Below are 24,443 nucleotides of genomic sequence, written 5' to 3' on the forward strand. Positions count from 1 at the left end.
CTGCCGCCCGGACTTGGCCCTGTCGCGAGACACGACCCATTGGCCGGCCATCTGATGCCGGCGGATACGAAAAACGGGCCACGCGGGCCCGTTTTCTGTTTGTCCGTTGGGATCGACTGCGCCCTTCAGGCTTCCATCGAATAGCCCGCGCCGCGGACCGTGCGGATGACGTCCTGCAGGTTGGAGAAGTTGAGCGCCTTGCGCAGCCGTCCAACATGCACGTCGACCGTGCGCTCGTCGACATAGATGTCGTGGCCCCAGACTCCGTCCAGCAGCTGCGAACGTGAGTAGACACGGCCAGGCGAAGCCATGAGGAACTCCAGCAGGCGGAATTCGGTCGGGCCGAGGCGCACTTCGCGGCTCTTGCGGTGAACGCGATGGGTTTCCCTGTCCAGCTCGATATCGCCGCAGCGCAGGACGCTGGAGAGCACTTCCGGGCGGGCACGGCGCAGCATGGCCTTGACGCGGGCCATCAGCTCCGGCGTCGAGAACGGCTTGACGACATAGTCGTCGGCGCCGGTGGCGAGCCCGCGGACCCGCTCGCTCTCCTCGCCGCGCGCCGTCAGCATGATGATCGGCAGGCGCTCGGTTTCGGGGCGCATGCGCAGACGGCGGCAAAGCTCGATGCCGGACACGCCGGGCAGCATCCAGTCGAGGATCAGCAGGTCGGGAACGCGTTCCTGCAGGCGAAGCTCCGCCTCGTCCCCGCGCAGGATCGTTTCAACCTCGTAGCCTTCAGCCTCCAGATTGTAGCGGAGCAGGACGCTGAGGGCTTCCTCGTCCTCGACGACGGCGATTTTGGGAAGCATGTCGGTCGATAACCTCTCGATGCAGCCGGATTATTCGGTGATGGCACCGAAGGAGGAGGTCAGGTCGTCCTTCGGACGCTCTCCTTCGGGCTGGTCGCCCGTGGCCATGTAGTAGATGGTCTCGGCGATGTTGGTGGCATGGTCGCCGATGCGCTCGATGTTCTTGGCGCAGAACAGCAGATGGGTGCAACTGGTGATGTTGCGCGGATCTTCCATCATGTAGGTCAACAGCTCGCGGAACAGCGAGGTGTACATGGCGTCGATTTCCTCGTCGCGGTCGCGGATCGACTTGGCCTTTTCGGCGGAGCGCGTCGTGTAGACGTCGAGCACTTCCTTGAGCTGGATCAGGGCCAGTTCGCTGAGGTGTTCGAGGCCACGGGCCAGCTTGCGCGGCACGCCGGTCGCCTGGATGGCCATGACGCGCTTGGCATTGCTCTTGCCGAGGTCGCCGACGCGTTCCAGGTCGTTGGCGATGCGCAGCGCGCCGATGATCTCGCGAAGGTCGGCGGCGACCGGTTGGCGGCGGGCGATGGTGATGATCGCCTTGTCGCCGATCTCGCGCTCGGCCGCATCCATGATCACGTCATCGGAAATGACCTTCTGCGCCAGCGCCGCGTCGGAGTTGACCAGCGCCCGCACACTGTCGGCGACCATCTGTTCGGCAAGGCCGCCCATCTCGGTGATGCGGCGCATCAGGTATTTCAGTTCTTCGTCATAGGCGGTGTAGATATGCGATGCCGACATGTTCGTTGTCCTTGAATTTGGTGTCCGCTCGGATGGAAGCGCCGGCTCAGCCGAAGCGGCCCATGATATAGTCCTGGGTGCGCTGATCGTCCGGATTGGTGAACATCTTGTCCGTGTCGTTTTCCTCGACCAGCAGGCCGAGGTGGAACATCGCGGTGCGCTGCGACACGCGGGCGGCCTGCTGCATCGAGTGGGTGACGATGACGATGGTGAAATTGGCGCGCAACTCGTGGATCAGTTCCTCGACCTTGGCGGTGGCGATCGGGTCGAGCGCCGAGCAGGGTTCGTCCATCAGGATGACTTCAGGGCTCACGGCGACGGCACGGGCGATGCAAAGGCGCTGCTGCTGGCCGCCGGAGAGACCGGTGCCGGACTCCTGCAGCCGATCCTTCACTTCGTTCCACAGGCCGGCCTTGAGCAGGCTGCTTTCGACGACCTGGTCGAGATCGGCCTTGGAGCGGGCGAGGCCATGGATGCGCGGGCCGTAGGCGATGTTCTCGTAGATCGATTTCGGGAACGGGTTCGGCTTCTGGAAGACCATGCCGACGCGGGCGCGCAGTTCGACGACGTCGATGGACGGGTCGTAAATGTCCCCGCCATCCAGTGTGATCTTGCCGGTGACCCGGCAGCCGTCGATCGTGTCGTTCATCCGGTTCAGGCACCGCAGGAAGGTAGACTTGCCACAGCCGGACGGACCGATGAGCGCCGTCACGGTGTTCTTGCGAACGTTCAGATTGACGTCAAAAAGCGCACGCTTCTCGCCATAGTACACCGACACGTCTTGGCCGATCATCTTGTAGTCAACTTCGGTCATCTTCTGTTCCAGTGCCTTCTCAACCGCTGCGTCGGACAATATGTTCATCTCTCTTGGCTCCCGTTACCAGCGCCGCTCGAAGCGTTGACGCAAATAGATCGCTATCCCGTTCATCACGATCAGGAACCCAAGAAGAACCAGAATGGCCGCCGAGGTGCGCGCCACGAAGCCGCGCTCGGGGCTGTCCGCCCAGATGTAGATCTGGGTCGGAAGGGCAGTCGCAGCATCCATGACGCCGCCTGGTTCCGAGGTGATGAAAGCATTCATGCCGATCAGAAGCAACGGAGCGGTTTCGCCGAGCGCGCGCGCCAGGGAAATGATCGTACCTGTCATGATGGCCGGCATGGCAAGCGGCAGAATGTGGTGGAAGATCGCCTCGTGCTTCGACGCACCAATGCCGAGCGCGGCTTCGCGGATGGACGAGGGCACAGATTTCAGCGAGTTGCGGGTCGTGATGATGAGCGTGGGGAGCGTCATCAGCGACAGGACGAGGCCGCCGACCAGCGGCGCCGAACGCGGCAGACCGAACCATCCGAGGAAGACCGCCAGGCCGAGCAGACCGAAAATGATCGAGGGAACGGCGGCGAGGTTGTTGATGTTCACCTCAATCAGGTCGGTGAAGCGGTTCTTCGGCGCAAATTCCTCAAGATAGATCGCGGCTGCGATGCCGGCCGGCAAGGAAATGACAAGGCAGACGACGAGAGTCCAGAACGAACCCGCAATCGCGCCGGCAAGACCCGCAAGTTCGGGATAACGGCTGTCGGGACTGAAGAAGAGAGCCCAGTTGAACGGCTGCGTGATCGAGCCTTTTTCGACCATCGCATCGAAATAGGCGATCTGTCGATCCGACATGCGGCGTTGACTTTCGGGCGTTTCGCGGCTGATTTCGCCCTTGGCGAACTGGTCGGCCGGATCGGACATCGGGACCGTGAACTCCTGCCTGCCCAAGAGCTTGCTTGGGTCGGCAATGACCTCGTCACGGACGATGTAGGCCGCCTGGTCGGTGAAGAGACCGAAAAATTCTCGCTGCTCGCTCCGCGGGATGTCGCCGACTTCCTGCAACAGAGCCTTTCGGACGATGCCGCGCCAGTCGGCGTCCATGATCTTGGACTGATCGACGCCGGAGGCCGACAGGTCCAGTTCGATGACCACCTCTGTCTGGATGAAGGCCTTGTGGCCGGTATAGGTGAGCGAGATCAGCAAGAAGGCGAGGAAGCCCAGGGCCACGGCAATCGCCGCGAGGCCGTAGATCTTCAGCCGCGCTTCGGCGGCATAGCGCGCCTTGCGTCGCGCCGCCATCTCCTTGGACTGCCAATTCACCGAGCGGGCGGTCTGCTCTGCGGTCGGGTTCATCAGTATTTCTCCCGGTACTTGCGCACGGTGCCCAGCGCGATGATGTTCAGGATCAGGGTGACAATGAAGAGGATCAGGCCGAGCGCAAAGGCGGCCAGCGTCTTCGGATTGTCGAACTCGGCATCACCCGTCAGCAGAGTTACGATCTGAACGGTCACGGTCGTCACGGAGTCGAACGGGTTGAGCGTCATGTTGGCGATCAGACCGGCCGCCATGACGACGATCATGGTCTCGCCGATGGCGCGGCTGAGCGCGAGAAGAACGCCGCCGACGATGCCCGGCAAGGCTGCGGGGAGCAGAACCTTGCGGATGGTCTCGCCCTTGGTGGCGCCGAGCGCCAGGGATCCGTCCCGCAAGGCGCGGGGAACGGCAGCGAAAGCATCGTCGGAAAGCGAGGAGATCAGCGGAATGATCATGATACCCATGACAAGGCCCGCAGCCAAGGCGCTGTTCGGCGATGCCGTCACGCCGATGCTCATGCCGAGCGTGCGGATCGCAGGCGCCACGGTCAGAACCGCGAAGAAGCCGTAGACGACCGTCGGTACGCCAGCGAGGATTTCCATCAACGGCTTCACGACGGCGCGCACGCTGTGATGCGCATATTCGGTCAGATAGATGGCCGAGAGGATGCCGACGGGCACGGCCACGAGCATGGCGAGGAGCGAGATGACAAAGGTGCCGAACAGAACCGGAATGACGCCGAAGGCGCCCTGGCCGGCCACCTGGTCGGCGCGCATGGCAATCTGCGGCTCCCAGCGCAGCCCGAACAGGAATTCGGTGACAGGAACCTTGAGGAAGAAGCGTCCGGCCTCGAACAGGAGCGAGGCAACAATGCCGCCTGTCGTGATGATCGCGACCAGCGACGAGAACATCATGAACAAGGTCACCGCACGCTCGACCGAATGGCGGGCGCGGAACCGCGGAGTCACAACCTTCAGGCCGAGGAACGCGCCAACGACAGCCACAGCGACAGCGACGACAACCATGGCCCACTGGACGGCAAACCGGACGGAGGTGAGCACGGCGGCGCCGGCACGAATGTCGGGCGTCGGCTCCTTGAAGGAATTGCCCGCGGCAAGCTGGCGGACTTCGCTCATCAGAAGGGCGCGCTCCGACGCGGACGCCGTCTCGGCCGCAGGCATTTGCGACAGAACGTAGGAATCGATGATCGACCCTTGAGCAAACAACCACACGAGGATCAGCACGGCCGCCGGCACGCCGGTCCAGATGGCCGCATTCAAGCCATGATAGATCGGGCGGGAATGGGCTTTCCCGGCAGACGGAGCGGCCTGAACAGCCTTAGCCTTGCCGGACGAAACGAATGCCGCGAACAGCGCAAGCGCCAGGATCGCCAACAGCAGGGAAGCAGTCATGGGGGGCCTCACCAAAGGAGAGACCGCACGCCGATTGGCGTGCGGTCGGTTCTTGACGATTTACTTGGCAACGTACTTGGTAGCAGACGTGACGGCCTCGGCAACCTTGGCGCGCAGGTCGTCAGCCAGCGGGGTCAGGCCACGCTCGGCGAGGTAGCCATCCGGACCAAGGGCAGCCTCGGAGACGTATTCTTCGAGAAACTCCTTCATGCCCGGGATAACGTCGCGGTGTGCGTTCTTGATGTAGATGAAGAGCGGACGAGCGACCGGGTACGAACCGTCGGCGATCGTGTCGAAGGTCGGCGCGATGCCGTTGACGCTGACTGCCTTCAGCTTGTCTTCGTTTTCATACAGGAACGAGTAACCGAAGATACCGACGGCATTGGCGTCGGCTTCCAGACGCTGCACGATCAGGTTGTCGTTCTCACCGGCTTCTACGAACGGGCCGTCCTGACGCATGCGCGAGCAGACTTCGGTCCACTTCTTCTCGTCGGCCTTCTTCAGATCGGCCATGCCTTCGAGCTTGCCGCAACCGTCATGCATGACAAGCTCGACGAAAGCGTCGCGGGTGCCAGACGTCGGCGGAGGACCGAAGGCAACGATGTCGAAAGCCGGGAGCGAAGCGTCGACATCCGACCACTTCTTGTTCGGGTTGGCAACGAAGCCACCCTTGCCATCCGGAAGTTCGGCAGCCAGTGCCTTGAAGATCTGCTCTTCGGTCAGGTTCATGTCCGGAGCGCTGCGGGCGTGAGCGATCGAGAGGCCGTCATAGCCGATCATGGCTTCAGTGATGTTGTCGACGCCGTTCTTGGCGCAGAGTTCAACTTCCGAAGACTTGATGGCGCGCGATGCACCGGTGATGTCGGCAAATTCTTCACCGACGCCGCCGCAGAAAGCCTTGAAACCGCCACCGGTGCCGGTCGATTCAACGACGGGAGCCGGCTTGCCGGACTTCGTGGAGAATTCTTCGGATACGGCCTGGGTGTAAGGGAAAACCGTCGAGGAGCCGACGATCTTGATCTGGTCACGGGCGACAGCGGCGCCGACGAAGGCGACCGAGGCAACAAGGGCTGCCGCCGAAAGTTTCAAAACGTTCATTAGATTTCTCCCGTCATTGGGCTGGTGGGTCGATGCGACCAAGTTCAGCGTTGTCCGCCAAAGATCAGCACGCCGTTCATACCGACCCTTCCCCCACGCTTTTATGTCAGTTCGATGAAACATTTGTGACAATGCATCATACTGATTTTTCTATGATTTTTAGAATGGGGCAGCCGGACGCCCGAGTTTTATGTCAAAAACGCACGGTAAACTCGGTTCCCTGGTCGATTTCCGAGCGGACGATCAGCCTGGCCCGGTGGCGGGTGAGGATGTGCTTGACGATCGCCAGCCCCAATCCGGTGCCTTTCTTCGAGCGGCTGTCGGTCACGCTCACCCGGTAGAAGCGCTCCGTCAGGCGCGGGACATGCTCGGCCGGGATGCCCGGACCGTGGTCGACGATGCTGACTTCGACGGAGCCGCCGGCCGGATTGCGGACATAGACGTCGACGACCTTGCCCTCCTGGCCGTATTTGCAGGCATTCTCGATCAGGTTCTCGAACACCTGGACGAGTTCGTCCCGATCGCCCAGCACCTCGACCTTGCCGTCTGGCACGTGAAGGCGGATTTCGACGTCGAGATCCGAAGCGAGCGGCGCCAGGCTGTCGCGCACATGGCCGATGACCGGCACGAGATCGACCATCTGGTCGGGAGCGATATGCGCCTTGAGCTCCAGCCTGGAGAGCGACAGCAGGTCGTCGACCAGACGGCTCATGCGGTTCGCCTGGTCCAGCATGATGGCGAGGAAGCGCTCCTGCGCCTTGGGGTCGGCGCGGGCCGGCCCCTGCATGGTCTCGATGAAGCCGCGCAGGGAGGCGAGCGGCGTGCGCAGCTCGTGGCTGGCATTGGCGACGAAATCGCTGCGCATCCGGTCGATGCGGCGCAGTTCGGATATGTCCTTGAACGACAGCAGGAACAGGTCCTCCCGCGCGCCTTCTATATGGAGCGGCGCGATGCGGACGATATAGACCCGCTCGGAGGGAAGCCGCTCGGAATGCTCGATCTGGTTCGGCTCGTCGGTGGCGATGGTCTCGCGCACCATGTCGAGGACGCTCGGCGAGCGGAAGCGCGCCGAAATATGAAGGCCGGGCTCGAGCGCGCCGAAGGCCTTTTCCGCCGCGCGGTTCTGCTCGCGCAGGACAGCGTCGCGACCAAGGACGAAGACCGGCAGCTCGATGGCGCCGAGGACGGCGGAGATCACCGGACCGGACGCGTCGACCTTTTCCACTGGCGCCGGCGCAGGTGTGGTCTCGGATCGGACGACCGGCTGGTCCGCGCCATTGCGCAGCAGGATGGCGACGACCGCGAGGCCGAAGAGAATGGCGGCAAAAGCCGACTCCGCCCCGGAGAGATAGGCCGCGAGCGAGACAAGTGCGGCGGCGACGAGATAGGCCCAGCCAGACGCGGCACGCCGCACCAGAATTCGCCAGCCAAAGGAATTTCCGCTCAAGAGGCGTCCGCCTTCATGTTTCGTGCCCGATCATCAAACTGCCCTCATAGCGTCGATTCATGACAGATGTTTGCGGGCCGCACCATAACGGACCGGGATTTTCCCCGACCGTCGCGCCGCCGGCGGATATAAGCAAGGGCTTGAATCCGTGCGGCAAATATGGCCTGACTAGACTTCGCCCGGCGCCAGCCGCGGCGCGCGGGAGAAAAAGCATGAACACAGCACCGGAAAGCCGCGCCGTCGAACTGAAGATCGACGGCGAGACGCGCATCTTCGACATCGACGATCCGAAACTGCCGAAATGGATAGACGACGAATCGCTCGCCTCGGGGAATTTTCCCTACGACAAGAAGATGGACGAGGACGAGTATGAGAGCGACCTGGAAAAGCTGCAGATCGAACTCGTCAAGGTGCAGTTCTGGCAGCAGAAGACCGGCCAGCGCGTGATGGCGCTGCTCGAGGGGCGCGACGCCGCCGGCAAGGGCGGTTCGATCCATGCGACCCTCTCCTACATGAATCCGCGCTCCGCCCGGGTAGTGGCCCTGACCAAGCCGACCGAGACGGAAGCCGGGCAATGGTATTTCCAGCGCTATGTCCCGCATTTCCCGAGCCGCGGCGAATTCGTGCTGTTCGACCGCTCCTGGTACAACCGGGCCGGCGTCGAGCCGGTCATGGGCTTCTGCAGGCCGGAGCAATACGAGGATTTCCTCAAGCAGGCGCCGCGCTTCGAAAAGCTCGTCGAGCAGGACGACATCCACTTCTTCAAGTTCTGGCTGGACATCGGCCGCAAGATGCAGCTGGAACGCTTCCACGACCGGCGCCACGATCCGCTGAGAATGTGGAAACTGTCGTCGATGGACATCGCCGCGCTGCACAAGTGGGACGACTATACGGAAAAGCGCGATCGCATGCTGAAGGAGACGCATACCGACCATGCGCCCTGGACGGTGATCAAGGCGAACGACAAGCGGCGCGCGCGGCTGAACCTCATTCGCCACATCCTTCTGTCGCTCGACTACGAGGGCAAGGACGAAGGCAAGATCGGCAAGATCGACAAGAAGATCATCGGCACAGGCCCGGACTTCCTGAACAAGGGCTGAGGCGGCCGCCGGGCGGTCTATTCGCCCGGCAGGATGCGCACGGAATAGAGATTGACGCCGCGGCCGGTGCCGCCGAGATCGGCGTTCAACAGCAGGTGGCCGGCGGTGCCGGGCGCCATGGTGCGATCGAACGAGACTCGGAACAGCACGTCGGATCTTTCCGCATTGACGGTGAAGCGGTGGCGCGCGCAGTCGCCGAGCCGGCCGAAATCGCAGGAGACGGAAATCTGCACCGGCTTGTCGTCGGCCGACTGCAGGGTCAGCGCGATCGTCGAGGTGCGCCCCGCCATCTCCTGCAACACCTCGGTCGGCACGGTGATCTCGGCGCTGCCGTCATCATCGGGACTGCGCGACGTCACCTGAACGGCCGTGCCGTCGCTTGCCGAGACGACATCGACCAAGGCATTGCCACGGGCGCGGATGGCGGAAATCTGCTTGGGCTCGAACACCTGCAGCCAGCTGTCGGAAAAGCCGCTCTGGGTGTCGAGCGTGCGCGGCTCGGCGGTCGTTTCGGCCGGTTCATCCGCGGTCGGCTGACCGGCCGGCTGTGCCGCCGGCTCAGCGCCGGTGAAGTCCTCTTCCTCGGCACGCGGCGGCGGGTTGGGAACACTGGTGTCGCGCTCCGACTCCGACAGCAGCAGGCCGGTCGAATAGACCCACCAGGCCCCCATGCCGAGCGTGGCGAACAGAATGGAGAGTGCGAACAGGCGCGAATAGACGCCGCGGCGCGGCTTGCGCGGCCGGATCGGCGCCTCGGCGCGCACCTCGATCGCCTGATCGACCTCCTCGATGGAGGGGCGACGCTCCGGTTCGTCGATCGACGGCTCGGCTCGATGGTCGCGGGATACGGCCAGGCCTTCGCCGGTATGGGCGGGCGAACGCGGCTGGGGAGCCGGCTCGCCGAAACGGGGTTCGGCACGGGGCGAGGCTGTCATGGGCGATGCGACCGGCGGGGCGGAAACGGGAGCGGGCGCCGGCGCTTCGGCGGCGGCTGGGCGCATCGGCGGTTCCGGGGGACTGACGGCGTCGACGAGTCGGCTGCGCTCCTCCTGCTCGATCGCATGGATCAGCGCCTCGAGCCGGTGGCGCTGATGGGCGACCGTTTCGGCGTCGTTGATGTTCTGCTTGCGCAACCCGCTTTCCAGCGCCTGGCGCGCCGACTGGTAGATCCGGGCGCGGGTTTCCGCATTGGTGCGATCCGAGCGCTCGAGAGCGTTTCTGATTGCCGTTTCCAATCCGTTCAAAGGCGATCCTGCTCCTGCCGGCGGCAACTGTTCCGCCCACAATTGTGGTCTTAACGATTCGGTAACGGCTGGAGGCGCAATCCGCAAGCCCCGCCATCTGTGTTACACCGGATACGCAGAAGAAAGTGGCGGTCGTGAGGACCGTTCGTCGCCCCCGTGGCTGCCCCGGAGACCGCGCCATCGGGCAAGAGACGGGGCACTTCGACGCCGGCACACCGCCGACGGTCTTTTCCTCCGGCGCGGCTTCTGCTAGTTTATTGACGTTTCCGTAAACGTAATATCTAGCGAGGTTTCCCATGGCGCTTCCGCCGGTCCTTTCCGAACATCTCAGGCTTCCGGTGGTGGCCTCGCCACTGTTCATCATCTCCCATCCCGCGCTGACGCTGGCGCAGTGCAAGGCCGGCATCGTCGGCTCCTTCCCGGCGCTCAACGCCCGGCCGGAGGCCCAGCTGGACGAATGGCTGGCCGAGATCACCGAGGAACTGGCGAGCCACAATGCCAAGAACCCGGATCGCCCGGCCGCCCCCTTCGCCGTCAACCAGATCGTCCACACCTCGAACAAGAGGCTGGAGCATGATCTGATGATGTGCGTGAAATACAAGGTGCCGATCGTCATCTCCTCGCTCGGCGCGGTGCCGGAGGTCAACGCCGCCGTACATTCCTATGGCGGCATCGTGCTGCACGACGTGATCAACAACCGCCACGCCAATTCGGCGATCCGCAAGGGAGCCGACGGCCTGATCGCGGTGGCGACCGGGGCCGGCGGCCATGCCGGCACGCTGTCGCCCTTCGCGCTGATCCAGGAAATCCGCGAATGGTTCGACGGGCCGCTGCTGCTGGCCGGCGCGATCTCGACCGGCGGCGCCATTCTCGCCGCCCAGGCGATGGGCGCCGACATGGCCTATATCGGCTCGCCCTTCATCGCCACGACCGAGGCGCGCGCATCGGATGCCTACAAGCAGGCGATCGTCGAGGCCCATGCCAACGACATCGTCTATTCCAACTATTTCACCGGTATCCACGGCAATTACCTGAAGTCGTCGATCGCCGCCGCGGGCCTCGACCCCGACAACCTGCCGGTCGCCGACCCGTCGAAGATGGATTTCGACAAGGCGACCACCGGCGCCAAGGCCTGGAAGGACATCTGGGGCTGCGGCCAGGGGATCGGCGCGGTCAAGGCGGTGGAACCGGTCTCCGCCGTGGTCGACCGGCTGGAGAGCGAATACCAGGCCGCCCGCGCCCGCCTCGCCCTTTAGGGCGCCCATCCGCAGCGTCAGAGCCATGGAAGCGGGAAAACCGCGGGAGCCGAAATTCCCGGCTTGAATTTCCGGCGCGATGCCTGTATCAGCGCCGACAGATCAACGAACCGCACGCGCTGCGGTTCGCGTTGGCCGCTTTAGCTCAGGTGGTAGAGCACATCATTCGTAATGATGGGGTCGCAGGTTCGAGTCCTGCAAGCGGCACCACTCTCTTCCTTTGTCTCCCGATATCCATCCGTATCCGACCGCCGGTTCGTCACTGCGCCTGGATGGTTGCCGCGTGTTGCGCGACGCAGACTGAGGCCGCGAGACTGCCGCCGATGGCGATCAGGACCGGGTCGTCATAACCGATGAGCGCAATTCCCTCGCCGACGTTCTCCAGCGTGCCGCGCCATTGGCGTTCCGTCGGGCGGCTGACATTGCTGACGATGACGACGGGGGTCGCGGGGCTTGCACCTTCGCCCATCAGCCGCGCGGCGATCAGCGGCGCAGTCCGGCCGCCCATGTAGAAGACATTGGTCGTGTGCGGATCGGCCAGCGCCGACCAGTCCATGTCCTTCGGCAGCCCTCCGTCGCGCGAATGGCCGGTGACGAAGCGCACCGACTGCGCATGATCGCGATGGGTGAGCGACAGGCCGAGGCGCGAGGCCATGGCGCTGGCGGCCGTGATGCCCGGCACGACATCGACCGGAATGCCCTCCGCCTCAAGCCGTGCGATCTCCTCCCCTGCCCGGCCAAAAATCATCGGATCGCCGGATTTCAGGCGCACGACGCGTTTACCGGCCTTGGCCAGCCTGACCATCATGTCGTTGATGTCCTCCTGCCTGCAGCTTGTCCGGCCGCCGCGTTTTCCGACCAGCAGACGCTTGGCCTCACGACGGGCAAGCTCAAGCACCTCTTCCGACACAAGATCGTCAAACAGGATGACATCGGCGGCCTGAAGCGCGCGCACGGCCTTGAGCGTCAAAAGCTCGGCATCGCCGGGGCCGGCGCCGACCAGCGTGACGCGGCCGGTGGCTGGCGCGCCGCCGAGCCTTTCGGCATCGGCGAGGAGGGTTCGAGCGGCATCCTCGCCTGGCGGCTGGTTTCCGGCAAAGGCCCGGTCGACGAAGCGTTCCCAGAAGGCGCGACGCGGCTGGCCGGGGGCGAGCCTGTCGCTGACGCGCTCCCGCAGCGTCTGGGCCAGCTTCGCCCATTGCTTCAGCGCGGCCGGCAGCAGGGTCTCGATGCGGCGGCGGATCGCCTGGGCGAGGATCGGGGCGGCACCGTCGGTCGAGATCGACACGATGACGGGCGAGCGGTTGACGATCGAGCCGAACTGGAACTGGCAATAGGCGGGCTTGTCGATGATGTTGACCGGCACGCCGGCGGCAACGGCGGCGGCGAAGAAGACACGGGCTTCTTCGTCGGTTTCGCAGTCGGCAAGGGCCAAAGCCGCATGTCCGAAAATATCCGGATGCCAGTGTTCGGGGTGGTGGAGGATTTGGCCACGGCGCGCGTGATTTCCCCCCTCTGCCCTGCCGGACATCTCCCCCTCAAGGGGGGAGATCGGCTGGACGGCAGCCGCCGTCACCCAGTTCTGACCCTCGCCGGAAGCCGGAGATGTTTTCGCGGCACATGGGTCGGTATATCCGACGGAGGACGGGGAGCGACCACGGCGCGTCTTGCCGATCTCCCCCCTTGAGGGGGAGATGTCCGGCAGGACAGAAGGGGGTGGCGGCTGGATACTTTCGGGTAAAGGAGCGATCGCCTGCCCGATCAGCCCCCGCATGACATCCGACAGCTCGTCCTCGGCGCAATAGACGTGCACCTCCGCTCCGCAGGCGGCGAGCAGTTCCACCTTCCACGCGGCGGCGTCCGAGCCGCCGGCGACGACGGCGGGTTTACCTTCCAGCGACCAGAAGACCGGCAGCTTGGCGAGCGGAGCCATGCGGGCGGGCGCGGGCCTTGCGACCTTGTCATTCAGCGGCAGCGACCTGGCATCCATCGATGATCCCCCTGATTTCGGCGCGGCAGGAGCCGCAATTGGTTCCGGCATAGAGTGTCTCTCCGATCGCCTCGACGGTCAGGCAACCGCCACGAACGGCGCCGACGATCTGGTTGACGCCGACGGAGAAACACGAGCACACGGTGGCCCCCGGATCGCTGCGACCCGCACCTGGACGGCCGGCGACGACGGCGAAGCGGGTGCGGCTGTCGGCATGCGGCTCGGAGAGCTGCGCAATCGCCCAGTTGCGCGACACCGAGACCGGATCGGGCGCCAGGAACAGGGCGAACAGCAAGGCATCTCCTTGGAAAAAGGCGATGCGAGCCTCGCCGCTGGCACGGTCGCTGTAGCCGAGGCTTTCGGCGGCGTCGGGCAAGGCGAAATGGACACGGCACCAGGCCTCGACATCGGAGAGCGGCGCGTCGAAGGCGAGTTCGACGCGCCAGCCGCCCTCGGCCCGGGCGAGCGCCCAGTAGGTCGCGTCGAGACCGGAGGGCTTCACCGCGCTCACAGCAAAACCATAGGCGCCGGCGGCAAAGCGACGGGCAGCAATCGCGCCATGCTTGGAGGCCGGCTGGCCGGAGACCGGATCGATGATCGACGACAGCAGCGTGTCGATGCGGGCGCGGGCGGAGAATTCGTCCGTCCAGTGCATCGGCACGAAGACCCCGCCCCTCCCCTGCCGGGCGGTGAGCAGGGCGCGCACGATGATGTGGCCGTGCGGGCTTTCGAGCCGCACCAGATCGGCGTCGCTGATGCCGAGATTGGCGGCGTCGTCGGGGTGGATCTCGACGAAGGGTTCGGCCAGATGACCCGACAGGCGGGCGCTTTTGCCGGTGCGGGTCAGGGTATGCCAGTGATCACGCACCCGGCCGGTGTTGAGCACCAGGGGGAAGTCGGTGGAGGTCCGGACAGGCACTTCGGACTCGACCGCGACGAAGCGGGCCTTGCCATCGGCATGATAGAACCGACCATCGGCGAAGAAGCGGGTCTCTTGCCGTCCGGTTCCCGCCGGTTGCGGCCACTGGAAGGGGTCGAGCCCGGCAAAGCCGGTCTCCTCGATGTCACCATAGGCGCCGATGTCGAAGTCGCGGTTACCGTCGTTTTCGAAAGCCGAGAGCGCCGCGTGCTCGGCAAAGATCTCGGCCGGCGAGGCAAAGGCGAAGGCCTTGGCAAAGCCCATGCGGCGGCCGACTTCGGCCAGCTGCCACCAGTCCGGCCGGGCATCGCCGGGCGGGGGAAGAAAGGCGCGCTGGCGGGAAATGCGGCGCTCGGAGTTGGTCACCGTGCCGTCCTTCTCACCCCAGCCGGTGGCGGGAAGCAGGACGTGGGCCAGCCTTGTGGTGTCCGTGTCACGGATGATGTCGGAGACGACGACGAAGGGGCAGGCCGCGATCGCCGCCTTCACCGCATCGGCGTCCGGCATGGAGACCACCGGATTGGTCGACATGATCCACAGCGCCTTGATGCGTCCGTCGGCCACCGCCTGAAACATGTCGACGGCCTTGAAGCCCGGCTTCTCGGCCATGGTCGGCGCATTCCAGAAGCGCCGGACGCGGTCGCGGTGTTCCGGGTTTTCGATCGCCATGTGGGCGGCGAGCATGTTGGCGAGGCCACCGACCTCGCGACCGCCCATGGCATTGGGCTGGCCGGTCAGCGAGAAAGGCCCCATGCCGGGACGGCCGATGCGGCCGGTGGCCAGATGGCAATTGATGATGGCACTGACCTTGTCGGTGCCGATGGAGGACTGGTTGACCCCCTGGCTGTAGCAGGTGACCGTCTTTTCCGTGCGCTCGAACAGGGCGAAGAATTCGCGGATCTGCATGGCCGGCAGGCCGGTCGCCTCGATCAGGTCGGCCATGGAAAGGGACGAGGCCGCGGCAAAGGCCTCGGCAAAGCCGTTCGTATGGGCACCGATATAGGTCTGGTCGAGCGCCGGGCTTCGGGCGAGATGGGCGAGCAGGCCGTTGAACAGCGCGGCATCGCCGTCGGGGCGAACGGCCAGGTGCAGGTCGGCGATGTCGCAGGTCATGGTGCGGCGCGGATCGATGACGACGATCTTCATCGCCGGTCGGGCCGCCCTGGCGGCGGCGATGCGCTGGTAGAGCACCGGATGGCACCAGGCGAGATTGGAGCCGGTGAGAACGATCAGGTCGGCCAGTTCCAGATCCCGATAGGTGCCGGGCACCGTGTCGGCGCCGAAGGCGCGGCGATGGCCGGCAACCGAGGATGCCATGCAGAGCCGCGAATTGGTGTCGATATTGGCCGAACCGATGAAGCCCTTCATCAGCTTGTTGGCGACATAGTAGTCCTCGGTCAGCAGCTGGCCGGAGACGTAGAAGGCGACCGAGTCGGGGCCTTGTTCGGCGATGGCTTGCGAGAATTTTTCCGCCACAAGGTCGAAGGCCGCGTCCCAACTGGCCGGTGCGCCCGCAATCTCCGGCGTCATCAGGCGGCCGTCGAGATCGATGGTTTCGGCCAGCGCCGAGCCCTTGGAGCACAGGCGGCCGAAATTGGCCGGATGGTCCGGGTCGCCCTTGACGCTCACCTTGCCGGTGTCGTCGACGCTAGCGATCACGCCACAGCCGACGCCGCAATAGGGACAGGTGGTGCGGGTTTCAGTGGACATTCGCAGTCATCCTCTGTTGTCTCAGACTACCCTTGCCCCTCATCCGGCTGCCGCCACCTTCTCCCCGTTCCGACGGGGAGAAGGGAATTGTGGCACCGTCGGCGTTCCATCCGCCTTCTCCCCGCCTGCGGGGAGAAGGTCCCGGCAGGGGGATGAGGGGCACTGTCCGCAGGGCGCGCGCCATCCGCCTACTCCGCCGCCATCATCAGGCTTTCCAGTGCGATCGACAGGTGGCCGCCCTCGTTGCGCACCGGGATTGTCCTCACCTCGCCCTCGTCGGCACCGAGCGCGCGGCCGGTTTCAAGCGAGATCACCCAGTTGTGCAGGGGGCAGGTTACGGCCTTGCCGTGGACGATGCCTTGGCTGAGCGGCCCGCCCTTGTGCGGGCAGTGGTCCTCGATGGCGAAGACCTCGTTTTCGGCCGTGCGGAACACGGCGATCTTGCCCTCAGGCGTCTTGACGCAGCGCGCGCCGCGCAACGGGATTTCGTCGATATGGCCGATGGTGATCCAGTTCATGGGTTTCGTTTCCTTGTTGTCTCTTCCCCTCACCCCGCTTGCGGGGAGAAGGCCAGGGTGAGGGGCAATGCTGCACGGCCCCTCATCCGCCCTTCGGGCACCTTCTCCCCGCAGGCGGGGAGAAGGAGTCATTCCGCCGCCGCCGAATAACCGACGGTCGCCAGGGGCTTGAATTCGTGCTTGTCCTTGCCGGAAACACGCTCCGACCACGGGTCGACCTGGGCGAATTTCTGGGAGAAGACGAAGCGCTCGTAGTAGGCCTTGCGCTTTTCCGCGTCGGTCATGATCTGCCGGCGGATCTCGTCCAGGCCGATGCGTTTCGCCCATTTGTAAATGCGCTCGAGATAGCGGGCCTGTTCGCGATACATCTGGGTGAGCGCGACGATGTGTTCGAGCGCCTCGTCCTCGGTCTTGACCAGGCCGAGCACCTCCGTGCCCTTGATGTCGAGGCCGGCGGCGCCGGCGAAGTGGATCTCGAAGCCTGAGTCCACGCAGATGACGCCGATGTCCTTGCAGGTCGCCTCGGCGCAGTTGCGCGGACATCCCGAGACGGCGAGCTTCAGCTTGGCCGGGGTCCAGGAGCCCCACATGAACTTCTCGATGCGGATGCCGAGCCCCGTCGAGTCCTGCGTGCCGAAGCGGCACCAGTCGGAGCCGACGCAGGTCTTCACGGTGCGCAGGCCCTTGGCATAGGCCTGGCCGGAGACGAAGCCGGCCTTGCCGAGATCAGCCCAGACGGCGGGCAGATCCTCCTTCTCGATGCCGAGCAGGTCGATGCGCTGGCCGCCCGTGACCTTCACCATCGGGATCTCGAACTTGTCGACCACGTCGGCGATGGCGCGCAGTTCGGCCGCGTTGGTCACGCCGCCCCACATGCGCGGCACGACCGAATAGGTGCCGTCCTTCTGGATGTTGGCGTGCACCCGCTCGTTGATGTAGCGCGACTGGTAGTCGTCGGCATATTCGTCCGGCCAGTCGCAGACGAGGTAGTAGTTCAGCGCCGGGCGGCATTTGGCGCAGCCGCAGGAGGTCTTCCACTCCAGTTCCTGCATCACCGCCGGGATGGTCTTCAGCCCCTTGGCCTTGATCAGGCGGCGTACGTCGTCATGGCCAAGCTCGGTGCAGGTACACATGGGCGTAACCGCGGCGGGATTGTACTTGTCGCCGAGCGTCAACGCCATCAGCTGCTCGACCAGCCCGGTGCAGCTGCCACAGGAGGCAGACGCCTTGGTGTGGGCGCGGACGTCATCGAGCGAGGTCAGGCCCTTGGCCGTGATCGCGCCGGTGATCTTGCCCTTGCAGACGCCGTTGCAGCCGCAGATTTCCGCATCATCCGGCAAGGCTGCAACGGCCGCCATAGGGTCCAGCGGGCTGCCCCCCTGATAGGCCTGGCCGAAGATCAGGGTGTCGCGCATCGCGGAGATGTCGGTGCCCTTCTTCTTCAGGTCGTTGAACCAGGCGCCGTCGGCGGTTTCACCATAGAGCACCGTGCCGATGATGCGGTTGTCCCTGATGACGAGGCGCTTGTAGACGCCGGCCGTCGCATCGCGCAGCACGATTTCCTGGCGGTCGTCGCCGTCGGCGAAATCGCCGAGCGAATAGAGCTCGATGCCGGTGACCTTGAGCTTGGTCGGCGTGTCGGAATGGACGAAGGCGGGTGTGCGGTCGCCGGAGAGATGCGATGCGGCGATCCGTGCCATTTCGTAGAGCGGGGCGACGAGGCCGTAGACCATGCCGCCAACTTCGGCGCATTCGCCGAGCGCCAGGATGTCTCCGTCGGAAGTCTGCATGCCGGCATCGACGACGATGCCGCGGTTGACGGCGAGACCCGCATCGCGGGCGAGCCCGACATTCGGGCGGATGCCGACGGCCATCACCACCAGCGTCGCCGGGATGATCCGGCCGTCGTCGAGTTCGACGCCCTCGACCCTGCCGTCGCCGACGATCGCCTTGGTGTTGGCCTTGCAGATCACCTTGATGCCGCGCTCCTCCACGGCCTTCTGCAGCAGGTAGCCGGCGGCCGGATCGAGCTGGCGCTCCATCAGGGTCGGCATGACGTGCAGCACCGTCACGTCCATGCCGCGCTGGGCAAGGCCGGCGGCGGCTTCGAGACCGAGCAGGCCACCGCCGATGACCACCGCCCTGTCGCGGGACTGGGCGGCCAGAAGCATGGCCTGCACATCGTCGAGGTCGCGATAGGTGATGACCCCAGCCAAGTCATTGCCCGGGACGGGAATGATGAAGGGCACGGAGCCCGTCGCGATCACCAGCTTGTCATAGCTCTCCGTCACGCCGTGATCGGAGGTGACGGTCTTCTTCTCGCGGTCGATCGCGACGATCCTGTGGCCCTTGTAGAGCATGATGCCGTGGTCGACATACCAGCCGTCGCCGTGGATGACGATCTGCTCGTAGGTCTTTTCGCCCGAAAGGACCGGCGAGAGCATGATGCGGTCATAGTTGACGCGCGGTTCGGCGTTGAAGATCGTCACGTCGTAGAGGCCGGGGGCCTTTTCGAACAGTTCCTCCAGCATGCGGCCGGGGGCCATGCCGTTGCCGATGATGACGAGTTTTTCTGCCATGGTTCTTACTCCGCGGCTTCGACGAAGCGGTGACGTTCGTAGAGGAACTTCAGCACGGCTTCGCGGGATTTGAGATAGGTGCGGTCGGAGGCGAGCGCGATGCGGTCGCGCGGCCGCGGGATCGGAACGTCCAGCACTTCGCCGATTCTGGCGGCGGGGCCGTTGGTCATCATGACGATGCGATCGGAGAGCAGCACCGCCTCGTCCACGTCATGGGTGATCATGATCATGGTATTGCCGAGGCGGGCGTGGATTTCCATCACCGCATCCTGCAGATGGGCGCGGGTCAGGGCATCGAGCGCGCCGAAGGGCTCGTCGAGCAGCAGGATTTTTGGCTCCATGGCCAAGGCGCGAGCGATGCCGACGCGCTGCTTCATGCCGCCGGAGATCTCTGCCGGGCGCTTGTCCCTGGCGTGTGCCATCTGCACGAGATCCAGATTGCGCATGACCCATTCATGCTTCTCGGCCTTGGACTTGCGGCCGGCAAACACCTTGTTGACGGCGAGATTGACGTTTTCGTAGACGGTCAACCAGGGCAGCAGCGAGTGGTTCTGGAAGACGACCGCGCGTTCCGGGCCGGGTGCGTTGACCTCGATGTTTTCAAGCAGGACGGCACCGGAGGAGACCCTCGTCAGACCGGCAATCAGGTTGAGCAGGGTGGACTTGCCGCAGCCGGAATGGCCGATGATCGAGACAAACTCGCCCTTGGCGATGGTCAGCGTCACATCCTTCAGCACTTCGGTCTTCGTGCCGGCGCGTTCGAAGTTCTTGTCGATATGGTCGATCTTGAGATAGGCGTTCATGGGTGTCGTCTCCTCAGTTAGCCGCTGTGCCGCGGGTGACGACGCCGCCCAAGAGGGCGACCAGCTTGTCGAGGACGAAGCCGGTCACGCCGATATAGGCGAGCGCCACGATGATGTCGGAGAGGCGCGACGAGTTCCACGCATCCCAGATGAAGAAGCCGATGCCGACGCCGCCGGTCAGCATTTCGGCCGCGACGATGGCGAGCCAGGACAGGCCGACGCCGATGCGCAGGCCGGTGAAGATGTAAGGCGCTGCGGCGGGCACCATGATGCGAACGAAGAATTCCAGCGGGTTGAGGCGCAGCACGCGGGCGATGTTGCGGTAGTCGTCGGGAATGTTGCGCACGCCGACGGCGGTGTTGATGATCACCGGCCAGATCGACGTGATGAAGATGACGAAGATCGCCGAGGGATTGCTGTCCTGGAAGGCCGCGAGCGACAGCGGCAGCCAGGCGAGCGGCGGCACAGTGCGCAAGATCTGGAAGATCGGATCGAGACCGCGCAGCGCCCAGACCGACTGGCCGACGACGGCGCCGAGCAGGACGCCGACGATAGCCGCAAGTCCGAAGCCGATTGCCACGCGTTCCAGCGAGACGAGCACGCGCCAAGCCAGGCCGATGTCCTGCGAACCGTAGTTGAAGAAGGGGTAGGCGATCAGGTCAAAGCTATCGATCCAGACCTGCGATGGCGGCGGGAGGCTCGAGCCGGGCTGCGAACAGGTCAGCTGCCAGAGCGCCAGCAGGAGCGCGGCGACCACGAGCGGCGGCACGACGTTGCGGGCCATGCCTGCGCCAATGCGGCTCAAATCGAGCTTGCGAGCCGGGCGTTTCACCATCTGCACGACGGTGCCGCCCCCGGTCGTCAGTGTGGGGATCGGTACCTCGGTCTTGCGGGCAGTTGCGGTCATGGTCTGGTCCTTAACGGTTACAGTCATCGGTCTTTGTCTGGGGCTGCGAGCGGATCCGTTCATTTCCTCTTCTCCCCAGCGGGGAGAAGTGCCGAGCGGATGCGGGGCGATGAGGGGGCCAAGGGCACAACATCGCGTGAGCTTCGCTCCCCCTCATCCGGCCCTACCGGGCCACCTTCTCCCCGCTGGGGAGAAGGGAAATCACGCGCCGGCCTTGATCGTCAGGCTGTCGAGATAGGCCTTCGGGTTTTCCGGATCGAAGACCTTGCCATCGAAGAAGGTTTCGACGCCGCGCGAGGTGGAGGTCGGGATGTCGGCGGCTGCAAGCCCCAGATCCGCGGCGGCGGCGCGCCAGATGTCCTCGCGGTTGACCTTGTCGACCAGCGCCTTGATGTCGGTATCGGGGGCGAACTTGCCCCAGCGGATGTTCTCGGTCAGGAACCAGGTGTCGTGGCTCTTGAACGGATAGGAAGCGTGATCCTTGAAGAACTTCATCTCCAGGCCGGTCTTCTCCTCGACCCGGCCATTGCCGTAGTTGATGTCGCCCTTGAGACGGCCGAGCACATCCTTCGGCGGCACGTTGAACCATTGCCGCTTGCCGAGGATCGCCGCCATCTCCTCCTTGTTGTCCATGCTGTCGGCCCAGATCTGGGCCTCGATGACGGCCATCATCAGCGCCTTGGCGGCGTTCGGGTTCTTCTCGATCCAGTCGGAGCGAAGCCCCAGCGCCTTTTCCGGATGGCCCTTCCACAGTTCCCCGGTCGTGCAGGCGGTGAAGCCGATGCCCTGGTTCACCAACTGCTCGTTCCACGGCTCGCCGACGCAGAAGGCGTCCATGTTGCCGACCTTCATGTTGGCGACCATCTGCGGCGGCGGCACGACGATGGTGGAGACGTCCTTGTCCGGGTCGATGCCGCCGGCGGCGAGCCAGTAGCGGATCCACAGGTCGTGGGTGCCGCCGGGGAAGGTCATGGCGACCTTGATCTCGTTGCCGGCCGCCTTCTTGGCGGCAAAGGCCTCCTTGAGCTTGGAGGCGTCGAGCTGCACGCCCGTTTCCGCATATTCCTTGGCGACCGAAATGCCCTGACTGTCGAGATTGAGGCGGGCGACGATCGACATCGGCACCGGCACATTGTTCTGCGTCACCTTGCCGGTCGAGATCAGGTAGGGCATCGGGGTCAGAATATGGGCGCCGTCGATGCCGTTGGAAGCACCACCGAGCACGAGATTGTCGCGGGTCGCACCCCAGGATGCCTGCTTGAGGACCTCGACCTCGGTCAGCCCGTACTTGTCGAACAGGCCCTTTTCCTTGGCGATGATCAGCGGTGCGGCATCGGTCAACGCGATGAAGCCGAGCTTCAGCCCGGCAACCTCTGGGCCGGCACCGGCGGCAAAGGCGCCCGATGGCAGAAGCGTGCGCGCGGCGCCGATCACGGCGGCGGCAGCGGAGGTCTTGAGAATGCTGCGGCGGCTGATGCCCATTCCTGTAGTCTTCGTCATGTGCTGTTCCCTTTGCTGGAGACGGAGAGCCGGAAAACGAAAAAAACGCCGCTCGGTGGATGCGTCAGCGGGGGAGGAGGAGCCCCGGACAGCAAAAACCTTGCGACGTCGGTGTCGGATGTGAATGCGCACTAGGCGCTCATCTGCGTCCGGTCGCCATTGACCGGTGCGTAACTACCCAAGCAATCGGCGTGCCAGTTTTTCGCTTCGCGCGTAACGCAATGTTTCCACTGGAGAAATATTCACCGGACCGTTTGGGACCGGCACCTGCCCCAAAGAAGGCACTGCCGAACAATTGTGCGACTGCTCTCTGGACGGCCGCAAAGACGCTGGCGAATTGTGCACTGCGCTCGCCGTCAGGCGTCCTCGTCGTCGCCGATCGAGGAGCCCTGGGCCCGTACCGGGAAGGCGGCGACATAGGCGGCAATGCGGTCCGGGTCGAAGATGTGATCGTCCATGAAACGATCGCCGGGGGCGACGCCCTCCACCCGCACATCCGCATCCGCCGGTCCGTTCGCTGTGCCGAGGGCGGCCCGATAAAGATCCGGCCGGTAGGCGGCGGCCGCCGTCCTTGCCCCGCCCTCGCTGAAATCCGCTTGCCCCCAACGGATCATCTGGCTGTAGATCCAGAGCGCCTGGCTGGGGCGGGGATAATTGGCGTGATCGCGATGGAAGACGAAGTAGTCGGGGATCGTGCGCAGATTGCCCTTGGCGTCCAGGCTGAACTCGCCGGCCAGGACGCGCCGGATGATGCCGACCGGGGCGGCGATGTAGCGCGGTTCGGCCAGCAGCGCGGCGAGCGTGTCGTGGTTCGTGCCGTCGTCGCACCAGCGCGCCGCCGCATCGAGCGCAACGATCAGGCGCGACACCGTCTCGGGGTTGGCCTCGGCCCAATCGGGGCGCATGCCGATCACCTTCTCCGGCGCCGAAGGCCAGATGTCCTGCTTGGCAGCAACGATGCGGCCAACGCCGCGCTCGGACGCCACCATGTTCCACGGTGCGCCGACGCAGAAGCCGTCGATCGCGCCGGCGGCCAGCGCATCGGACGTGAGCGGCGGCGGCACGACAACCAGCTTGACGTCGCGGTCCGGATCGATACCGCCGGCGGCCAGCCAATAGCGGAACTCGTAATTGTGAGAGGAAAATGGATAGGTCATGCCAAGCGTCGGCGGCTGTTCGCCCCTGGCACGCATGTCCGACAAGACCGAGGCCAGAGCACGGGCGCTGTCGAGCGCCGACGCCGCCTCGTCGAGACCGGTCAGCGCCTGCATGCGCTCGAATAGCCGGAGCGACAGGGTAATGGCATTGCCGCCACGGCCCAGAGAGAAAGGCGTGATGGTCGGCGATGGATTGGAGCCCAGGCCCAGCATGGAGGCGACCGGCATGGGCGAAAGCATATGGGCGATGTCGAACTGACGGAAGGCCAGCCGGTCGCGGACATTGGCCCAGGAGACATCGCGCACCAGATCGAGGGTCAGGCCTTCCTTGCGGGCGAAATCAAGTTCGGCCGCGACGATCAGCACCGAGGCATCCATCAGCGGGATGAAGCCGGCGCGCAGCACCTTCGCGCCGCTTCCGGTGCCGATCGCCGGCAGGGGCACGCTCGTCTCGCTATCGCTCAGTCGCGTCATGTCATTCATCCCGGCTTCTCCGGATATCGACCTGTGTCAGGGTCTCCATCACATCAGCAATCCCGCCGCCGTCACCACGCTCTGGGCGATGTCGGACAGCTTCTTCTTCTCGTTCATCGCCGTCTGGCGCAGCAGTCCAAAGGCCTCCTCCTCGGAGAGCCCACGCATCTTCATCAGGATGCCCTTGGCCCGTTCGATCACCTTGCGGTCTTCCAGCGCGCTCCTGGCATCGGCCAGTTCGCGCTGCAGGCGGCTGAAGGCATTAAAACGGCTCACCGCCATGTCGAGGATCGGCTTGACCCGTTCCTTCTTCAGGCCGTCGACGATGTAGGCCGAGACGCCCGCATCGACGGCGGCCTCGATCGAGGCCGTGTCCGAGCGGTCGACGAACATGGCGATCGGCCGGCCGACGGTACGGGTCAGCTGGAACAGGTGTTCCATCATGTCGCGGTTCGGGTTTTCCAGATCGATGATGATGACGTCGGGCTTGAGGTTCTCGATGATCCGGGCGATGCCGTTGACTTCATGCACGACCGTGACGCGCAGGTGCCCCGCCTCCCGCAGGCCTTCCTCGATAATGGAAGCGCGGATGGCGTTCTCATCGATCACGAGGACAGTGAGGTCAGAGTGCATCATGTCCTATAAATG

The 24,443-nt window shown here is 64.6% G+C and carries 19 protein-coding genes and 1 tRNA gene; 3 read left to right on the forward strand and 17 right to left on the reverse strand.

The features are described from left to right. Positions 1–125: 125 nt before the first annotated feature. From phoB to phoR, 7 genes are all read right to left on the reverse strand, one after another. Positions 126–809, reverse strand: a complete 684-nt coding sequence (gene phoB, locus AC07Y0_RS16785) for a phosphate regulon transcriptional regulator PhoB (protein ID WP_028738869.1) — start codon at positions 807–809, stop codon at positions 126–128. Between the two features lie 30 nt (positions 810–839). Continuing rightward, positions 840–1,553 carry a phosphate signaling complex protein PhoU gene (phoU, locus tag AC07Y0_RS16790; RefSeq protein ID WP_454744365.1) on the reverse strand — a complete coding sequence of 238 codons (714 nt, stop codon included), beginning with the start codon at positions 1,551–1,553 and terminating at the stop codon, positions 840–842. A gap of 46 nt (positions 1,554–1,599) precedes the next feature. Beyond that, complete coding sequence (gene pstB / locus AC07Y0_RS16795; protein WP_498678862.1) at positions 1,600–2,415, reverse strand: phosphate ABC transporter ATP-binding protein PstB; 816 nt, start codon at positions 2,413–2,415, stop codon at positions 1,600–1,602. Between the two features lie 15 nt (positions 2,416–2,430). Then, positions 2,431–3,720 carry a phosphate ABC transporter permease PstA gene (gene pstA / locus AC07Y0_RS16800; RefSeq protein WP_498678863.1) on the reverse strand — a complete coding sequence of 430 codons (1,290 nt, stop codon included), beginning with the start codon at positions 3,718–3,720 and terminating at the stop codon, positions 2,431–2,433. Continuing rightward, a complete protein-coding gene (gene pstC, locus AC07Y0_RS16805) occupies positions 3,720–5,093 on the reverse strand; it encodes a phosphate ABC transporter permease subunit PstC (RefSeq protein ID WP_498678865.1) in 1,374 nt (457 codons plus the stop codon). The genes pstA and pstC overlap by 1 nt, the downstream gene beginning before the upstream one ends. A gap of 60 nt (positions 5,094–5,153) precedes the next feature. Continuing rightward, the gene (locus AC07Y0_RS16810; protein ID WP_498678866.1) at positions 5,154–6,191 is read right to left on the reverse strand and encodes a substrate-binding domain-containing protein; all 1,038 of its coding nucleotides are present in this window, start codon (positions 6,189–6,191) and stop codon (positions 5,154–5,156) included. Positions 6,192–6,384: 193 nt separating this feature from the next. After that, positions 6,385–7,638, reverse strand: a complete 1,254-nt coding sequence (gene phoR, locus AC07Y0_RS16815; RefSeq protein WP_498678867.1) for a phosphate regulon sensor histidine kinase PhoR — start codon at positions 7,636–7,638, stop codon at positions 6,385–6,387. A 212-nt stretch (positions 7,639–7,850) separates the two neighbouring features. Here phoR and ppk2 point away from each other — a divergent pair, with 212 nt between their 5' ends. Next, complete coding sequence (gene ppk2 / locus AC07Y0_RS16820; protein ID WP_498678868.1) at positions 7,851–8,738, forward strand: polyphosphate kinase 2; 888 nt, start codon at positions 7,851–7,853, stop codon at positions 8,736–8,738. A gap of 17 nt (positions 8,739–8,755) precedes the next feature. Here ppk2 and AC07Y0_RS16825 read toward each other — a convergent pair whose 3' ends face one another. Next, a complete protein-coding gene (locus tag AC07Y0_RS16825) occupies positions 8,756–9,982 on the reverse strand; it encodes a hypothetical protein (protein ID WP_498678869.1) in 1,227 nt (408 codons plus the stop codon). 296 nt (positions 9,983–10,278) lie between these two features. Between AC07Y0_RS16825 and AC07Y0_RS16830 the strand changes: the two genes are divergently transcribed. Continuing rightward, on the forward strand, positions 10,279–11,238 hold the full coding sequence (locus AC07Y0_RS16830) for an NAD(P)H-dependent flavin oxidoreductase (protein WP_498678871.1): 960 nt from the start codon (positions 10,279–10,281) through the stop codon (positions 11,236–11,238). A gap of 134 nt (positions 11,239–11,372) precedes the next feature. Beyond that, positions 11,373–11,448: transfer RNA gene (locus AC07Y0_RS16835), tRNA-Thr, on the forward strand. Positions 11,449–11,497: 49 nt separating this feature from the next. On the opposite strand, the gene cysG is transcribed toward AC07Y0_RS16835, so the two are convergent. The 9 genes from cysG to AC07Y0_RS16880 form a co-directional block, all read right to left on the reverse strand. Next, positions 11,498–13,171: a siroheme synthase CysG gene (gene cysG, locus AC07Y0_RS16840; protein WP_498680260.1), complete on the reverse strand. Its 1,674-nt coding sequence runs from the start codon at positions 13,169–13,171 to the stop codon at positions 11,498–11,500. Between the two features lie 28 nt (positions 13,172–13,199). Beyond that, complete coding sequence (locus tag AC07Y0_RS16845) at positions 13,200–15,857, reverse strand: nitrate reductase (protein ID WP_498678873.1); 2,658 nt, start codon at positions 15,855–15,857, stop codon at positions 13,200–13,202. Between the two features lie 188 nt (positions 15,858–16,045). After that, positions 16,046–16,375, reverse strand: coding sequence for a nitrite reductase small subunit NirD (nirD, locus tag AC07Y0_RS16850; protein WP_454744354.1), 330 nt, complete (start codon positions 16,373–16,375; stop codon positions 16,046–16,048). A gap of 128 nt (positions 16,376–16,503) precedes the next feature. Beyond that, a complete protein-coding gene (nirB, locus tag AC07Y0_RS16855) occupies positions 16,504–18,954 on the reverse strand; it encodes a nitrite reductase large subunit NirB (protein WP_498678874.1) in 2,451 nt (816 codons plus the stop codon). Between the two features lie 5 nt (positions 18,955–18,959). Next, positions 18,960–19,757: an ABC transporter ATP-binding protein gene (locus tag AC07Y0_RS16860; protein ID WP_498678875.1), complete on the reverse strand. Its 798-nt coding sequence runs from the start codon at positions 19,755–19,757 to the stop codon at positions 18,960–18,962. Positions 19,758–19,770: 13 nt separating this feature from the next. Beyond that, positions 19,771–20,664 (reverse strand): nitrate ABC transporter permease, encoded by an 894-nt coding sequence (ntrB, locus tag AC07Y0_RS16865; RefSeq protein ID WP_498678876.1) that lies wholly within the window; start codon positions 20,662–20,664, stop codon positions 19,771–19,773. Positions 20,665–20,865: 201 nt separating this feature from the next. After that, the gene (locus tag AC07Y0_RS16870) at positions 20,866–22,164 is read right to left on the reverse strand and encodes a CmpA/NrtA family ABC transporter substrate-binding protein (protein WP_498678877.1); all 1,299 of its coding nucleotides are present in this window, start codon (positions 22,162–22,164) and stop codon (positions 20,866–20,868) included. A gap of 356 nt (positions 22,165–22,520) precedes the next feature. Next, positions 22,521–23,804 carry a CmpA/NrtA family ABC transporter substrate-binding protein gene (locus tag AC07Y0_RS16875; protein ID WP_498678878.1) on the reverse strand — a complete coding sequence of 428 codons (1,284 nt, stop codon included), beginning with the start codon at positions 23,802–23,804 and terminating at the stop codon, positions 22,521–22,523. A 39-nt stretch (positions 23,805–23,843) separates the two neighbouring features. Next, the gene (locus AC07Y0_RS16880) at positions 23,844–24,431 is read right to left on the reverse strand and encodes an ANTAR domain-containing response regulator (protein ID WP_498678879.1); all 588 of its coding nucleotides are present in this window, start codon (positions 24,429–24,431) and stop codon (positions 23,844–23,846) included. Between the last annotated feature and the right edge of the window lie 12 nt (positions 24,432–24,443).

This window comes from Allorhizobium sp. GW101-3B10 (assembly GCF_059424725.1).

Coding starts and splice junctions, on each gene's coding strand:
- phoB (WP_028738869.1), bottom strand. CDS start 809: ATGCTTCCCAAAATCGCCGTCGTCGAGGACGAGGAAGCCCTCAGCGTC.
- phoU (WP_454744365.1), bottom strand. CDS start 1,553: ATGTCGGCATCGCATATCTACACCGCCTATGACGAAGAACTGAAATAC.
- pstB (WP_498678862.1), bottom strand. CDS start 2,415: ATGAACATATTGTCCGACGCAGCGGTTGAGAAGGCACTGGAACAGAAG.
- pstA (WP_498678863.1), bottom strand. CDS start 3,720: ATGAACCCGACCGCAGAGCAGACCGCCCGCTCGGTGAATTGGCAGTCC.
- pstC (WP_498678865.1), bottom strand. CDS start 5,093: ATGACTGCTTCCCTGCTGTTGGCGATCCTGGCGCTTGCGCTGTTCGCG.
- AC07Y0_RS16810 (WP_498678866.1), bottom strand. CDS start 6,191: ATGAACGTTTTGAAACTTTCGGCGGCAGCCCTTGTTGCCTCGGTCGCC.
- ppk2 (WP_498678868.1), top strand. CDS start 7,851: ATGAACACAGCACCGGAAAGCCGCGCCGTCGAACTGAAGATCGACGGC.
- AC07Y0_RS16830 (WP_498678871.1), top strand. CDS start 10,279: ATGGCGCTTCCGCCGGTCCTTTCCGAACATCTCAGGCTTCCGGTGGTG.
- cysG (WP_498680260.1), bottom strand. CDS start 13,171: ATGGCTCCGCTCGCCAAGCTGCCGGTCTTCTGGTCGCTGGAAGGTAAA.
- AC07Y0_RS16845 (WP_498678873.1), bottom strand. CDS start 15,857: ATGTCCACTGAAACCCGCACCACCTGTCCCTATTGCGGCGTCGGCTGT.
- nirD (WP_454744354.1), bottom strand. CDS start 16,375: ATGAACTGGATCACCATCGGCCATATCGACGAAATCCCGTTGCGCGGC.
- nirB (WP_498678874.1), bottom strand. CDS start 18,954: ATGGCAGAAAAACTCGTCATCATCGGCAACGGCATGGCCCCCGGCCGC.
- AC07Y0_RS16860 (WP_498678875.1), bottom strand. CDS start 19,757: ATGAACGCCTATCTCAAGATCGACCATATCGACAAGAACTTCGAACGC.
- ntrB (WP_498678876.1), bottom strand. CDS start 20,664: ATGACCGCAACTGCCCGCAAGACCGAGGTACCGATCCCCACACTGACG.
- AC07Y0_RS16870 (WP_498678877.1), bottom strand. CDS start 22,164: ATGACGAAGACTACAGGAATGGGCATCAGCCGCCGCAGCATTCTCAAG.
- AC07Y0_RS16875 (WP_498678878.1), bottom strand. CDS start 23,804: ATGAATGACATGACGCGACTGAGCGATAGCGAGACGAGCGTGCCCCTG.
- AC07Y0_RS16880 (WP_498678879.1), bottom strand. CDS start 24,431: ATGATGCACTCTGACCTCACTGTCCTCGTGATCGATGAGAACGCCATC.